General features: G+C 67.7%; 15 protein-coding genes. 5 read left to right on the top strand and 10 right to left on the bottom strand.

Annotated features, from left to right (window positions below; genetic code table 11):
* Positions 1-49 precede the first annotated feature (49 nt).
* From prcB to dop, 3 genes are all read right to left on the bottom strand, one after another.
* Positions 50-883, bottom strand: coding sequence for a proteasome subunit beta (gene prcB, locus H5T77_RS09055; protein WP_292647919.1), 834 nt, complete (start codon positions 881-883; stop codon positions 50-52).
* Positions 884-886: 3 nt separating this feature from the next.
* Positions 887-1,084 (bottom strand): ubiquitin-like protein Pup, encoded by a 198-nt coding sequence (locus H5T77_RS09050; protein WP_008356645.1) that lies wholly within the window; start codon positions 1,082-1,084, stop codon positions 887-889.
* Positions 1,085-1,201: 117 nt separating this feature from the next.
* Positions 1,202-2,713: a depupylase/deamidase Dop gene (gene dop, locus H5T77_RS09045; RefSeq protein WP_292647909.1), complete on the bottom strand. Its 1,512-nt coding sequence runs from the start codon at positions 2,711-2,713 to the stop codon at positions 1,202-1,204.
* Positions 2,714-2,819: 106 nt separating this feature from the next.
* Here dop and H5T77_RS09040 point away from each other — a divergent pair, with 106 nt between their 5' ends.
* From H5T77_RS09040 to H5T77_RS09030, 3 genes are read left to right on the top strand one after another with little or no spacing between them, the layout of a single operon-like run.
* The gene (locus tag H5T77_RS09040) at positions 2,820-4,769 is read left to right on the top strand and encodes a DUF2207 domain-containing protein (protein ID WP_292647906.1); all 1,950 of its coding nucleotides are present in this window, start codon (positions 2,820-2,822) and stop codon (positions 4,767-4,769) included.
* Positions 4,770-4,778: 9 nt separating this feature from the next.
* A complete protein-coding gene (locus H5T77_RS09035; protein WP_292647904.1) occupies positions 4,779-5,405 on the top strand; it encodes a GNAT family N-acetyltransferase in 627 nt (208 codons plus the stop codon).
* 6 nt (positions 5,406-5,411) lie between these two features.
* Positions 5,412-6,035: a class I SAM-dependent methyltransferase gene (locus H5T77_RS09030; RefSeq protein WP_292647901.1), complete on the top strand. Its 624-nt coding sequence runs from the start codon at positions 5,412-5,414 to the stop codon at positions 6,033-6,035.
* A 51-nt stretch (positions 6,036-6,086) separates the two neighbouring features.
* Here H5T77_RS09030 and H5T77_RS09025 read toward each other — a convergent pair whose 3' ends face one another.
* From H5T77_RS09025 to H5T77_RS09010, 4 genes are all read right to left on the bottom strand, one after another.
* A complete protein-coding gene (locus tag H5T77_RS09025) occupies positions 6,087-6,347 on the bottom strand; it encodes a hypothetical protein (RefSeq protein WP_292647899.1) in 261 nt (86 codons plus the stop codon).
* A 231-nt stretch (positions 6,348-6,578) separates the two neighbouring features.
* Positions 6,579-7,043: a type IV toxin-antitoxin system AbiEi family antitoxin domain-containing protein gene (locus H5T77_RS09020; protein ID WP_292647896.1), complete on the bottom strand. Its 465-nt coding sequence runs from the start codon at positions 7,041-7,043 to the stop codon at positions 6,579-6,581.
* 241 nt (positions 7,044-7,284) lie between these two features.
* Complete coding sequence (locus H5T77_RS09015) at positions 7,285-7,626, bottom strand: hypothetical protein (RefSeq protein ID WP_292647893.1); 342 nt, start codon at positions 7,624-7,626, stop codon at positions 7,285-7,287.
* A gap of 18 nt (positions 7,627-7,644) precedes the next feature.
* On the bottom strand, positions 7,645-7,845 hold the full coding sequence (locus tag H5T77_RS09010; protein WP_292647890.1) for a hypothetical protein: 201 nt from the start codon (positions 7,843-7,845) through the stop codon (positions 7,645-7,647).
* A 167-nt stretch (positions 7,846-8,012) separates the two neighbouring features.
* On the opposite strand from H5T77_RS09010, the gene H5T77_RS09005 reads away from it, so the two are divergent.
* The gene (locus H5T77_RS09005; protein ID WP_292647887.1) at positions 8,013-9,182 is read left to right on the top strand and encodes a DUF2157 domain-containing protein; all 1,170 of its coding nucleotides are present in this window, start codon (positions 8,013-8,015) and stop codon (positions 9,180-9,182) included.
* Between the two features lie 8 nt (positions 9,183-9,190).
* Complete coding sequence (locus H5T77_RS09000) at positions 9,191-9,640, top strand: GDYXXLXY domain-containing protein (protein ID WP_292647884.1); 450 nt, start codon at positions 9,191-9,193, stop codon at positions 9,638-9,640.
* A 228-nt stretch (positions 9,641-9,868) separates the two neighbouring features.
* On the opposite strand, the gene H5T77_RS08995 is transcribed toward H5T77_RS09000, so the two are convergent.
* The 3 genes from H5T77_RS08995 to H5T77_RS08985 all read right to left on the bottom strand — a co-directional run bounded on the left by H5T77_RS08995 (position 9,869) and on the right by H5T77_RS08985 (position 14,239).
* The gene (locus tag H5T77_RS08995; RefSeq protein WP_292647881.1) at positions 9,869-11,224 is read right to left on the bottom strand and encodes an SMI1/KNR4 family protein; all 1,356 of its coding nucleotides are present in this window, start codon (positions 11,222-11,224) and stop codon (positions 9,869-9,871) included.
* Positions 11,225-11,336: 112 nt separating this feature from the next.
* Positions 11,337-13,100: a proteasome ATPase gene (gene arc / locus H5T77_RS08990; RefSeq protein ID WP_292647878.1), complete on the bottom strand. Its 1,764-nt coding sequence runs from the start codon at positions 13,098-13,100 to the stop codon at positions 11,337-11,339.
* Positions 13,101-13,249: 149 nt separating this feature from the next.
* Positions 13,250-14,239 carry a tRNA (adenine-N1)-methyltransferase gene (locus tag H5T77_RS08985; RefSeq protein WP_292647875.1) on the bottom strand — a complete coding sequence of 330 codons (990 nt, stop codon included), beginning with the start codon at positions 14,237-14,239 and terminating at the stop codon, positions 13,250-13,252.
* Positions 14,240-14,249: the final 10 nt, after the last annotated feature.

Below are 14,249 nucleotides of genomic sequence, written 5' to 3'. Positions count from 1 at the left end.
GAAGAGACTGGCTCATGGCGGTGTTGAATTGTTCGCTCGCTACGCTCGCTCACTTGGCCTCCAGCTCGGCGATGGGACCGTCGGGCCGCTGGAGCCTCCCGGCGATGACGTTCTCGGCCACGGCCGCGACCTCGGCGTCGGGCAGCGTGCGCCCGCCGTCGGCGGTGATCACGTGGACCAGCGGGAACAGCCGGCGTGACAGGTCCGGGCCACCGGTGGCCGAGTCGTCGTCGGCCGCGTCGTAGAGGGCCTGGATCAGGACCGCGACCAGGCCGGCCTCGTCGAGGTCGGGTCGGTAGAGCTTCTTCAGCGAGCCCTTGGCGAACAGCGATCCCGATCCGACGCCGGTGTATCCGGTCTGCTCGAAGCGGCCGCCGGTGGGGTCGTACCCATAGATCTTCCCCTTCTCGGCGTCGGGGTCGAAGCCGACGAAGAGAGGCACGACGACGAGGCCCTGCATCGCCATCGCGAGGTTGCCGCGGACGAGAGCGGACAGCCGGCTCGCCTTGCCCTCGATCGACAGCGTGGTGCCCTCGATCTTCTCGTAGTGCTCCAGCTCGGTCTGGAAGAGCTTGACCAGCTCGATCGCGATCCCCGCGGAGCCGGCGATGCCGACCGCGGAGTATTCGTCGGAGGGGAAGACCTTGCGCATGTCGCGCTCGGCGATCAGGTTGCCCTGCGTGGCCCGCCGGTCACCGGCGATGATCACGCCGCCGGGGAAGGTGGCCGCGACGATCGTGGTGCCGTGCGGCGCGATGTCGCTCAGGTTGCCCGGGACGGCGTCTCGTCGCGGGAGCAGGTCTGGGGACTGCGCCGTCAGAAAATCGGCAAAGGACGAGGTGCCCGGCGTCATGAAGGCGGCCGGGATACGAGATTCGGACATCTACTACTGCCCGCCCTTCTGGATGAAGGACTTCACGAAGTCCTCGGCGTTGGTCTCGAGGACGTCGTCGATCTCGTCCAGGATGTCGTCGACGTCGGAGTCGAGCGCTTCCTTGCGCTCGTTCACATCGGTCTCGGGCGCGGTCTCGACGGACTCCTCCGTCTCGGAGGACTTCTTCGGCTGCTTCTGCTCCTGTGCCATGTCATCAACCTATCCACTCGCACCGACAAACCTGAGGAAACAATGCCCGATTTCGCTACGGGAGGAAGCAGAAGTCGTCCGTTGGACCGTGATGTGGCACGAGTCGTGACCTACGGGTCAGGAACCGGTCAGTCGGTTGAACAGGTCGAGGGCGGTCTCGGAGGAGTCGAGCAGGCCACCGACGTGCTTCTTGGTGCCGCGCAGCGGGTCGATCGTCGGCACCCGCTGCAGCGACTCGCGACCGGGCAGGTCGAAGATGACCGAGTCCCAGCTGGCCGCGGCGACGTTCTCGGAGTACTTCTCCAGGCAGCGGCCGCGGAAGTAGGCCCGGGTATCGGTCGGCGGCTCGTGCATCGCCTTCTCCACCAGGTCGTCGGTGAGCAGGCGCTCGATCCGGCCGGAACGGACCAGCCGCTGGTAGAGGCCCTTCTCGGGGCGGATGTCGGCGTACTGCAGGTCGATCAGGTGGAGCTTGGGGTCGTCCCACTCCAGGGAGTCGCGGTCGCGGTAGCCGAGCAGGAGCTTGTACTTCGCCACCCAGTCGAGCTCGGTGGCGCACTCCATCGGGTCGCGCTCGAGGCGGTCGAGGATCGACTCCCAGCGCTCCAGGACGTCCTTCGTCTGATAGTCGGCATCCGAGCCGTAGCGCTCCTCGACGAACTTCTTGGCCAGGTCCAGATACTCCATCTGCAGCTGGACACCGGTCAGCTTGCGACCGTCCTTGAGCGTGATCAGCGTCTTCAGGGTCGGGTCGTGGGAGACCGCTCGCAGTGCCGAGACCGGGCCGTCGACACTGAGATCGCGGGTGATGTAGCCGTCCTCGATCATGGCGAGCACCAGCGACGTACTCCCGACCTTGAGGTAGGTCGAGACCTCGGCCAGGTTGGCGTCGCCCAGGATCACGTGGAGCCTGCGGTATCTCTCCGGGTCCGCGTGGGGCTCGTCGCGGGTGTTGATGATCGGCCGCTTGAGAGTGGTCTCCAGGCCGACCTCGACCTCGAAGAAGTCGGCGCGCTGGGAGATCTGGAAGCCGTGCTTGGGGCGCTCCTGGCCGATCCCGACCCGCCCGGCGCCGGCGAAGACCTGCCGGGAGACGAAGAACGGGATCAGATGCTTGACGATGTCGGCGAACGCGGTGCTCCTGCGCATGAGGTAGTTCTCGTGCGCGCCGTAGGAGACGCCCTTGTTGTCGGTGTTGTTCTTGTAGAGGTGGATCTGCGGGTTGCCCGGCAGCCGCGCAGCCGCGCGGGAGGCGTCGAGCATCACCTGCTCACCGGCCTTGTCCCAGCGCACCGCGTCGAGGGGATTGGTCACCTCGGGGCAGGAGAACTCCGGATGGGCGTGGTCGACGTAGAGCCGGGCGCCGTTGGTGAGGATGACGTTGGCCAGCCCGAGATCCTCGTCGGTGAGCTGGCTGGGGTCGGCCACCTGCCGCGACATGTCGAAGCCGCGCGCATCACGCAGCGGCGACTCCTCCTCGAAGTCCCAGCGCGCTCTCCTCGCCTTGAGAGTCGAGGTCGCGTACGCATTGACGACCTGCGAGGACGCCACCATCGGGTTGGCCTGGGGCTGTCCAGCCACGGAAATTCCGTATTCGACCTCCGTGCCCATAACCCGTCGTACGCTCATGCCTGCAAGGCTACCGGCCACGTGTGCGAAGGCACGTGAGCATCCACCCGCCGCGCTGAGGTTGGCGGCAGTTGTTCGGCTGGACGGAACCAGGAGGATCCCGCACGTGAGACGCTATGCCTGGTGGTACGGCGCCGGAACGGCCGTCCTCGCGATGCTGGTGCTGTGGCCGCTCGCGGCGGCCGCGGTCTGGGAACGCACCGGCGAGACCGTCGCCGAACCGACCACGATCACCGACTACCGCGCGGAGTTCACCGTCGGCGCCGACGGTTGGATGGACGTCACCGAGACGATCACCGTCGACTTCCCGCGCGAGGGCAGCCACGGGATCTTCCGGTTCTTCGACTCCGCCGACCCCAACGCACCGAAGCTGCGTCGGGAGCCCGTCCTCCAGGACGTCACCGTCGATCCTGACACCACCGAGGCGCAGCGGCTCGAGCTCGCCCGGAGCTCGTTCTCGGAGGGCTACTTCGACGAGGAGATCCTGCCCGGTCTCGTCGAGGAGTACGGCGAGGCCGAGGGCCGGCGCCGAGCACTGGACTACTACGGCGACCCGTACAGCGAGACCTCGACCTCGAAGGCGGGCTGGGCCGACCGGTTCACCAACATCCGGATCGGCAGCGAGTCGGACGAGGTCGCCGTCGGCGAGCACGTCTACGTCATCACCTACAAGATGAGCTCGGTGCTCCTGGCCGACGGTGACGGCTCGCGGTTCTACTGGAACCTGGTGCCCTCCGGATGGCGTCAGCCGATCGAGCGGGCCGACCTCACGGTCCATCTGCCCGCCGAGGCCGACGGGGTCCGCTGCGCGGTCGGGAGCGGACGCGGCTCCGGCTGCGCGAGCGTCGAGGGCGAAGGCACCGGCACCGTCCACGTCACCGCTCGTGACCTGGCTCCTGGCACCCCGGTGACGCTCCGGACCGGGATGGACCTCGCCGCGCCCTCGACCGAGTTGGCCGAGCTGCCGTGGTCCCAGTCGTGGGACCCGGTGATGGGCTCCGACACCGGGATCCTGGGTGTGCTCATCGGGCTGGTGGTCGCTGCCATGATCCCTGCCGGGTACATCCTGGCCAGGACCTGGGACCCGCTGCCCCGCGCCGATGCCCGGGCGACACCACCGGCCGGGGTCGGGCCGGCGCAGGCGGCGTACCTCGTCTCGAAGACCGTCCGACCGCGACAGCTCGCGGCGTCGCTCCTCTACGCGGCTTCCCGCGGAGCCCTCGCCATCCGGTCGACGCAGAACGGCTGGAAGGTCTCCCTGGACAACCCGAGATCGTCGTGGGACGACATCGACGGGGTCAGCGCCGTCGTCCGCGAGCTGGGTGGCGTCGCCATCGGGGCGAAGAAGAGCACCGCCGCGGCGCAGTCGGCCGGGCGCCGGATGTACCGCATCCGCAACACCTACGGAAAGAAGGTCCGGGCGTGGGCTCTCGACGAGGGCCTGCTGGAACAGCGTACGAGCCGGGTCGGGTGGATCGTCGCCTTCGTCGTCTGCGCCCTCGCGGCGGTCGTCCTCGCGGTCGTACGTCCCGGCGGCACCACCCTGTGGGCGCTCGTCCCCGGAGTGTTCGCCGTCCTCATCGGTCCCGTTCTCGCGGCCGGGTCCGGCCTGGTACGCACCCGGGCGGGGCGTGAACTGGCCGCCGAGGTCATCGGGTTCCGCTCGACGCTCGGCTCACGCAAGGGCGACTTCGTCGGCGACCAGGCCACCTACGACTCCTTCCTGCCCTGGGCCGTCGCGCTCGGCTGCGCGAAGGACTGGGCGCGCAAGCTCGAGGTCAAGGGCTCCGCACCCGCCGCCCCCAGCTATCTTCCCTACGACCAGCACCCTCGGTATCGGAACATGACCGTCGTAGGCACCGCCGGTCTCGTCAGCGAGATCACCCACGACTTCGAGTCCTCGATCGACTCCGCCGTCCGCTCCTACTCGGTCTCCTCCAGCGGCGGCTCGTCGTCCGGCGGTGGGTCCTCCTACTCCGGCGGTGGAGGCGGCGGAGGCGGCGGCAGCTTCGGTGGTGGCGGAGGCGGCGGAGACGGCGGCGGCGGGTCATGGTGAGGTTGGACCATGGGCACTCCTGAGATCCGGCGGGCGACCGCCGACGACCTCGACGACATCTTCTCGATCTGTCTGCTGACGGGCGCATCGGGCGAGGACGCAACCGAGTTCTACGACGACCCTCGGCTGCCTGGAAACATCTACGCCGCCCCCTACATCGTGCTCCGTCTCGGCCTCGGCTTCGTCGCGGTCGACTCCGAGGGTGTGGTGGGCTACGTCGTCGGCACCCCGTTCACCCGTGCCTACGAGCTGGAGTGCGAGGAGGACTGGTGGCCCGCCCTGCGCGTGGTCAACCCCGATCCCGGACCCGACCACGACCCCAACGACTGGAACGCCCGGCTCCGCTCCTTGATCCACCGGCCCGTGCGGACGCCGGGCGAGCTGTTGAGCGAGTTCCCGGCCCACCTCCACATCAACCTGCTCCCCCGCGCCCAGGGCCAGGGCGTCGGCAAGGAGCTGATCGGGATGATGCTCGGCTCCTTCCACGTCGCGGGCGTACGCGGCGCCCACCTCGGCGTCAGCACGGCCAACACCAGCGCGATCGGGTTCTACCAGCGCCTGGGGTTCGCGACGATCGCCGAGACCGAGAGCACGCTGCTGCTCGGGGTCCAGTGGACCGGCGAGATGGAGGAGTGAGCTCCGATGGGACTGTGGGAGACGCGCGTGGTGCCACACATCGTGGACCGCTCCTGCGGAGTCGCCCAGCTCGATCCGCTGCGGGCGCGAGCGTGTGAAGGTCTTCGCGGCCGCGTCGTCGAGATCGGGTTCGGCAGCGGGAGCAACATCGGCCGCTATCCACCCGCCGTCACCGAGATCGTCGCTGTCGAGCCCTCCGACGTCGCCTGGCGGCTCTCTTCCTCGCGGCGCTCGGACTCGTCGGTCCCCGTCAGCAGGGTCGGGCTCGACGGCGCCCGGCTCCCGCTCGCGGACACCTCGGTCGACACCGGCCTGGTCACCTTCTCGCTGTGCACCATCCCCGACGTCGCCGGCGCACTCGCAGAGCTGCGCCGCGTCCTACGCCCCGGCGGCACCGTCGGCTTCGTCGAGCACGGCCTCTCCCCCGACGCCTCCGTCGCCCGTTGGCAGCACCGCCTCGACGGTCTCCAGCAGCGGCTCTTCGGCGGCTGCCACCTCACCCGCGACATCCCGAGGCTGATCGAGTCCGCAGGCTTCACCTTCGACGCGCTGGAGCAGTCCTACCTCCCCGGGCCGGCGCTCTCCCGCCCGTGGGGATATCTCTCGGTCGGGCGGGCTGCTCCTTCGTAAAGGTATGCAGGTCAAGGCTCACTTCCCTAGCGGAACTCCGCACGGGATGTGTTACTTCGCCTGCATACCTTTCGACAGGCTCAGTGCGCGACGTACGCGTGCGGCGGTCACCGCGGGGTGGGCGAAGTCGCTCCAGATCAAGCGGATCATCGAGAAGCCGGTGATCTCGCGCAGCTCATCCTCACGCCTCTTCTCTGCGAAGACGACGTCGCCGGGGTCCTGCCCCGGTTGGAGCAGGCGGCCGTACTTGACCCGCCCGTCGAACTCGCCCAACAGTCCGAACTCTGGCCATGCCCAGTCGGTGACACCCACGATCGAGCCATCGGCGCGACGTACCTCGTACTGAAGTTCTGGCTGCGGGAGGCCGAAGGAACGGAACAGATGCTTTCCACGTGACTCCCCGATCGAGTCCGATCTGCCGTCTGCGAACGGAACGAGATCTCTCACACGGTGCATGTACGGCCAGTGCTCCACGATCTTGTACGCCGCCTCTAGGCGGTCTCGGTCGAATGTCTCACTCCTGAGTCCGGCATCGAGCAGGCATCACGCGGTCTCCATATCGACGCGCGAGGCCGCTTCGAGAACGCATCGCTCCGGAAGCACCGCCCGCGTCCCGTCAGCCGAGACCAACTCGCTGTCCAGACTGAAGCCCTCGTGGTGGACGACGTCACCTTCGATCCGGCCGGCGCCGTCGTCGAGACGGGTGACGTGCACTCGGTCGAGAGGCAGGTTCCAGACGTCGATGCCGTGGGCCACGACACCGGAGGTGTGGCTCAGCGCCACGGCCCCACCCAGCGATCGCATAACCGCTCGAGACCTGACCCGATGCTGCGCCACCGGGTCCAGCTCCAGCCAGGTAGCCCCTGGCGCGTAGGCGCCACGCCGAATTCGGTGCCACTCGCCTGAGCGCGTCATGCGGGTGATGTCTCGTTTCCCGTACCCGACCTCCAGCGCCATCTGGGTGGTGAAGAATCCGTCTCGCTCGATGAAGTAGTGAAGTGCGTCCATGACCGCAACCTTCACGCTGCGGCGCGAGTCCAGAAAGCCCAAATCCCCCAGCCTGTGGATAACCTCCGATCGAGCCAGGTGTGTGGGCGGCGAGCGGCCCGGCGTGCGTCGTGCTCCTTCGTCAAGGTATGCAGGCGAAGTCACACATCCCCAGCGGAGTTCCGCACGGGATGTGTCACTTCGCCTGCATACCCTTCGACAGGCTCAGGACGCGGCCTTGCTCGAGGAACACCCCGGAGCCTCAGCGTTTGCGCGTACGCAGCGCGTGGGCGACGTTGACGCCGACGAGGCCCACCCAGGAGATCACCAGGGCACCGACGTTGTCGGTGACGCCGAGGGTGATGCTGATCGGGATGCCGGCCACGGCCGATCCTGCGCCCAGGACGAACTGGAAGACCGAGGTGCGCGACTCGTTGCGCTCGGCGAGGGTGCGGGCGGAGGCGGTGGCGCCGACCCGCTCCTGGACGGTCTTCTCGATGCGATCGGCGAAGCCCGCCACCAGCTCGGCGTCGAAGGCGTCCCCCAGCTCATGGCGGGTCTCAAGCCCAGCCTCGATGTCCTTGCGCGCCATGTCGTCTGCCACGTCGATCAACCTTAAGAATCAGATGCCGGGGCCGAGGTCCCCGGAGTTGTGTTGAATGTTGGTTCGCTCGGCGTGGCCGTGTGCGGCCTGCACGCCCGGGGCGTTGTTCGGGTCGATCACGCCTCCCGGCCTGGCTCGACCCGACAGCATCCAGACTAGAGCCACGAGGCCGACGACGAGCAGCGCTGCTCCACCCAGGATCAGCAACCACGCTGCCATCTGACTCCCCCGTTCTCCGGCCCGCTCTCGCGAACGTTCAAACACTAGCCCGCGGGCCGCGCACCCGCAGCCGAATACATTTCGGCCGGTCTCCCCGATCGCCCGAGTCGACGAGTTGAGTACCCATGCTCACGCGCCGCACCACCGCGAGCCGCTGCAATGGCCATATGGAAACCGGAGCAAGACCCGTCGCGCCGAGGCGGCTCGACTGGCTGAACGACGAGACCGCCCGCTGGGTCGGCGAGGGCATCCTCACCGATCACACCGCGGAGAAGATCAAGGCGCAGTACGTCGCTTCCCACACCGGCTCGCTGACGCGGGTCATCTCCTACCTCGGCGGCGCGTTTCTGGGTGTCGGGCTGGTGTGGCTCGTGGCGACCAACCTCGACGCGCTCTCGCCGCTGGTGCGGTTCGCCGGGATCGTCGTCGTCTGGCTCGCGTTCACCGCTGCCGCGGAGGTGCCCACGCTGCCGCATCCCCTGCGCGGCGCTTTCCGCGGGATCGCGGCGATCGGCTTCGGTGGTGTCGTCTTCCAGGCGGCGCAGAGTCTCCAGGTGCCGGCCTACGAGCCCTCTCTGGTCGGGCTATGGGGACTCGGGGCGCTGCTCTACGCCTACGCGAGCACAGGCGTGGCGCCACTGGTCGTCGGCATCACGACCACGATGATCTGGTTCGACTGGCAGGTGGTGGCGAGCAGCGAGAGCACCTTCGCCGGCGTCTTCGCGGTGCTGATAGGCGGCGTGATCGCGACTGCGACAGCCGCGCTGCACGACCGAGGCCGGGAGGCGTTCGCCCGGGTATGGCGGCTCGCGGGCGGCGTACTCGTCCTGGGTGGCCTCTTCGTCGCCGCCATCCCGCAGATCGGCGACCGCGACCTGGCGTGGAGCCCGACCCTCGTCGTGGCGCTGGTGGTCGCCGCGCTTCTCACCGTCGTCGCGGTGGGGCGTACGCGTGGATCGTCCCGGTGGGAGGTGCTGGCCTCGGCGCTCATCGTGCCGATCGGACTCGCGCTGGTCGCCTGGGACCCGCAGGTGAGCGACCTCGGCGCCGTGTCAGGCGAGGCGTGGCTGTCCGCCTTCGTCAGCATCGCGGTATACGTCGTCGTTGCCGGCGCGGTCGCCGTCGACGGCTCAGTGCGCGACCACACGCTGCTCGTCGTGCTCGCCACCGGCGCGCTCGTCGTCTTCACGACCATGCAGAGCTTCGCGGTCTTCGCGCCGATCATGTCCGGCGCGACCCTGTTCCTGTTGCTGGGAGTGCTCCTGCTCACCACCGGATTCGTCTTCGACCGCGCCCGACGTGGCGTGGCCGCCAACCTCAGCGAGGCCCTCTCATGAACGCTCGTATGAAGTTGATCCTCGTCTGCCTCCTCAATCTCGGACTGGTCGGCCTCGCCGTCGCCGGTCAGCTCTCCGCACGTGTCACCGGCGACGAGATCCGACTCCGCGTCGCCCCAGTCGATCCGATCGACCCGTTCCGTGGCGCCTACGTCGACCTCGCCTACCCCGACATAACCGAGCGTACGACGCACCAGACCGGGGATGCGTACGTCTCGCTGGCACGACGTGGCCAGGTCTGGGAGGCGACCAGCGTCTCGGTCGACCCGCCTGCCGACGGGCTGTTCCTGAAGTGCCACGACGACGGCTCGCGCCTCGCCTGCGGCATCGAGAGCTTCTTCGTCCCGCAGGACCGAGCGCGGGAGATCGAGAGCGACGTCGGCCGCGGCGATGCCGTCGCGGTGGTGAAGGTCGATTCGCGCGGCAACGCGGCGCTCGTCTCCGTCCGGACGCGCTGACAGGCACCCGCGCGCCGCAGGCCCGCTCCGACAAGGAGCGGGCCCTGCGTACGGACTCCTCTACGAATACTGACCCGTAGACCTGCTCGGTCGAACGGCCAGGTTCGGTGCCCTGCTTGCCGGTGATGAGCATGCGTATGAAGACGGCCCGCACCAAGGCGCTCTTGAGTGATACACGTGGCTGCTGCCGGATCGGGGGCTGACATTGCGCTGATCCCGGTATGAACGTCAGGCCGTGAGCATGCCTTCGACCGTTTGCGTCGTGAGGGGGTTTCCACCCCAGCGTCGAATGAGTTCATCGAAGACGTGATCCACATCCGCCCTGGGGAGACCGTACCCGTAGACGGAAGCTGCCAGCAGCGAGGACGGGACCGCATCCGCCTCGAGCAACGTCCTCCACTCGGCCAGACCGATCTCGAGGTACTCCAGGTGATCAAGCTCGCCGATGACAGGCGGGGCCGCGATCGTTCCCGGGGCGGCACGCAGCGTACGTAGCCTGGGCAGTCCGACAAGCGGGGTCAGATCGGTCGGTGCGTCCGACCGGCCGATGGTGAGCACCTCGAGGGCAGTCGTCGCGGCAGCCTCGATGGTCAGGTTGGACCCAGCAACCAGATTGACGACTGCCGGGGGACTTGTGCAGGCGTCCTCGGGGACGTTCGTGGTCTTGCCGTGGACTAGGAGGTCAGTGAACGACTTGGCGAGCAGCTCAGCCCCGATCTCGGCTTCATGGCTGATGACCACCAGTTGGCCGATGTGCCCCGCGGGCCCAGGGGCGAGGTCCACAGCAACCCAGTCGCCTGTGCCTCCCCCGTGATCGCCGATCACCAGCCAGTCCGGTGGGTCGATGAGGCCTTGAACCGCAGAGTCCAGGGTAGTGACGGCGGCGACGCTTGCCAGCATGTCGAACGGGAGGCCTTTGCGTACGTCTGCGGTCGACGCTGACTCGATCCCGTGGAGACCGAAGAGGCAGATCCCGCCCAGCGCCTCGGTCTCCGTGCTCTCCAGATCCCAGTCGGTTCCGTAAGCCGCCTTGGTCACCGTGAGCACAGCGCGCAGCTCGTCGGGCAGCGGACGACCGATCCGTTTCTCCAGGTCGGCCAGCTCGTCCGCGCTGGCGCCGATGGCCCCGGGCATCCGCTCACGGAGGACACTCTCAAGAAGCTCCGGATCAGCTGATGGGGCGGTGCGTACGTCAGGAAAGAAACTTGGTCTCTGCCGAGCCGGAGCCGGGTCGCGATCAGGAACCAGAAGCAAGGTTCCCGCCGAGTTGATGCCGGGCACCCGAACGATTTGATGGGTAGTGGACTCGGCGGCCAAGGTGATACTCACGCGGCCGTCATCGGCGATGTGTACCGCGAAGTCGACAGAGCCGCGACCGGCTTTTCGTAGTGCCTGTTGGACTGGTTCGCAGGCACGCATGAGGTCGAGATAACCGTCGTCCGGCGTCATGGCGAATCCTCCGATCACGCCGCGACCGACACTCGCCTTCCAGTCGGACAACCTGGGCTCCCACGTGTTGACCAGCTGGATCAACGTCCGCCAGGTGGCAAAGTCCGTCAACTCGTGAGACTCGGTCGGCTCCATATGACTCCTGGTTCGTGAAGGGGGACCTCGCGGCCGTCCTGTGAACCCCTGAGAGTAACGAGGCCTGCCACCTGATTCCGCAGGTGGCAGGCCGACGTCGGTGGTGCGACGCTTACAGGTACTGACCCGTGTTGGAGACCTGCTCGATGGAACGGCCGGGCTCGGTGCCCTGCTTGCCGGTGATGAGCGTGCGGATGAAGACGATCCGCTCGCCCTTCTTGCCGGAGATGCGGGCCCAGTCGTCGGGGTTGGTGGTGTTGGGGAGGTCCTCGTTCTCCTTGAACTCGTCCACGCAGGCCTGGAGCATGTGCTGCACCCGCAGGCCTTTCTGGTTCTGGTCCTGCTTGGAGTCGAGGAAGTCCTTGATGGCCATCTTCTTGGCCCGATCGACGATGTTCTGGATCATCGCGCCGGAGTTGAAGTCCTTGAAGTAGAGGATCTCCTTGTCACCGTTGGCGTAGGTGACCTCCAGGAAGCGGTTCTCCTCGGACTCGGTGTACATCCGCTCGACGGTGGTGCGGATGAGGCCGTCGACGGTCGCCTGACGGTCGCCACCGAACTCGGCGACGTCGCCGGGGTGCAGGGGCAGGTCGGGCAGGAGGTACTTCGTGAAGATGTCGCGAGCGCCCTCGGCGTCGGGGCGCTCGATCTTGATCTTCACGTCGAGCCGGCCCGGGCGCAGGATCGCCGGGTCGATCATGTCCTCACGATTGGAGGCACCGATGACCAGGACGTTCTCCAGCGCCTCGACACCGTCGATCTCGGAGAGGAGCTGCGGCACGATCGTGTTCTCGACGTCGGAGGAGACGCCGGAGCCACGCGTGCGGAACAGGGAGTCCATCTCGTCGAAGAAGACGATGACCGGGGTGCCGGCCGCGGCCTTCTCACGAGCACGCTGGAAGACCAGGCGGATGTGGCGCTCGGTCTCGCCGACGTACTTGTTGAGAAGCTCGGGGCCCTTGATGTTGAGGAAGTAGGACTTCCCGTCGGCACCGGTCTTGGCGGCGACCTTCTTCGCCAGGCTGTTGGCGACAGCCTTCGCGATCAGGGTCTTTCCGCAGCCCGGAGGGCCGTAGAGCAGCACGCCCTTGGGTGGCTTGAGCCGGTGCTCGATGAAGAGCTCGGGATAGAGGTAGGGAAGCTCGACCGCGTCCTGGATCTGCTCGATCTGGCCGGCGAGGCCACCGATCGACTCGTAGGCGATGTCGGGCACCTCCTCCAGGACGAGCTCCTCGACCTCGGACTTCGGGACCTTCTCATAGACATAGCCGCTGCGTGGCTCCAGAAGAAGCGAGTCGCCGGCACGGAGGGTCTCGTTGAGAAGCGGGTCGGCGAGACGTACGACTCGCTCTTCGTCGGCGTTGGCGATGACCAGGACGCGCTCGCCGTCGGCGAGCAGCTCCTTGAACATCACGACCTCGCCGACCTTCTCGTACTCCATCGCGGCGACGACGTTGAGCGCCTCGTTGAGCATGACCTCCTGGCCATAGCGCAGCTCGTCGAGGTCGACGTTGGGCGATGCGGTCACCCGGAGCTTGCGCCCACCGGTGAACACGTCGATCGAGTCGTCCTCGTTGCGCTCCAGGAACGTGCCGAAGCCTGCCGGCGGCTGCGCCAGCCGGTCGACCTCCTCCTTGAGCTTGATGATCTGGTCGCGAGCGTCCCGAAGCGTCACGGTGAGTCGCTCGTTCTGCGACGTCACGGCGGCCAGGGAGCGCTGCGCGTCTGCGAGCCTCGCCTCCAGGCCACGCGAAGATCCGGGCATCTCGGTCAGCCTGTGCCGCAGGTCGGTCACCTCAGCTTCGAGGAAACGGACATGACTCTCGAGCTCCTCGGGGCTGCGCCCCTCGGACTGGAATCCATCGGATGTCGACATCAGCACACCTCCTCTACTGCCTCGACCCTACAAGGGCGAGGGGTAGGAGAGGTGAAGGATTTACCGGTGTTGGACACATTCGCTCGACTTCGGTCGAGTTCGTGTCGACCCGTGGCACGCCGGAATATCCGGACCGGCGCGGTGCGGACTCAGTCCAGCTCGCTGCCGTCCTCGGGAAGCACCTCGGCGACAGGCTCCGGAGCCGGCATGTCGGCCGGGCGCGGGCCCTTGTAGTCAGGTCCGTACGCCCCAGGAGCAGGTCGTCGCGTCTTGCGGGGCGCACGCTCGCCGGGCGCGAGCTTTCGGGCCGTCACCAGGAAGGCGGTGTGGCCGATCATCTTGTGACCCGGCCGGACAGCGAGGCCCTCGACGTGCCAGTCGCGCACCAGCGTCTCCCACGCCTGCGGCTCGGTGAACCCGCCGTGGGCACGGACCGTCTCGACGAAGCGGGACAGCTGGGTGGTGGTCGCGACGTAGGCGCAGACCATCCCGCCGGGGTAGAGCGCGTCGGCGGTGGCGTCGATGCACTCCCACGGAGCGAGCATGTCGAGGATCAGCCGGTCGCAGCGGATCTGCTGGCGCGGCAGCTCCTCCTGGAGGTCGCCGAGGTTGAGCGACCAGTTGGGGTGCGTCTCCCCCGCCGGCGTGCCGAAGAACTGGTCGACGTTCTTGCGGGCGACCTCGGCGAACTCCTCGCGACGCTCGAAGGAGGTCACCTTGCCGTAGGGTCCGACCGCGCGCAGCAGCGAGCAGGTCAGGGCGCCGGAGCCGACCCCGGCCTCCACCACGGAGGCGCCGGGGAAGATGTCGGCCATGGCGACGATCTGGGCGGCGTCCTTGGGGTAGACCACGGCGGCACCACGCGGCATGGAGACGACGAACTCGCTCAGCAGCGGGCGGAAGACCAGGTATTCACCACCGGTCGAGGCGGTGACCGTGAAGCCCTCTTCGCGGCCGATCAGCTCGTCGTGGTCGATGTGGCCCTTGTTGGAGAAGAAGCGCTTGCCGGCGACGAGCTCGAAGTTGTGGCGGCGACCCTTGGTGTCGGTCAGCCGCACCCATTCGCCCTCACGGAGCGGCCCTCGGTGCACGCCCGCTCGGGCCTCTACCGGAATGTCTGGGATATCAGCGCTTGACACCCGCCGAGGT

This window comes from Nocardioides sp., assembly GCF_014360585.1.
GTDB lineage: Bacteria > Actinomycetota > Actinomycetes > Propionibacteriales > Nocardioidaceae > Nocardioides.
Note: the sequence above shows the minus strand (reverse complement) of the source record. Positions and strands in the feature narration are given on the sequence as shown.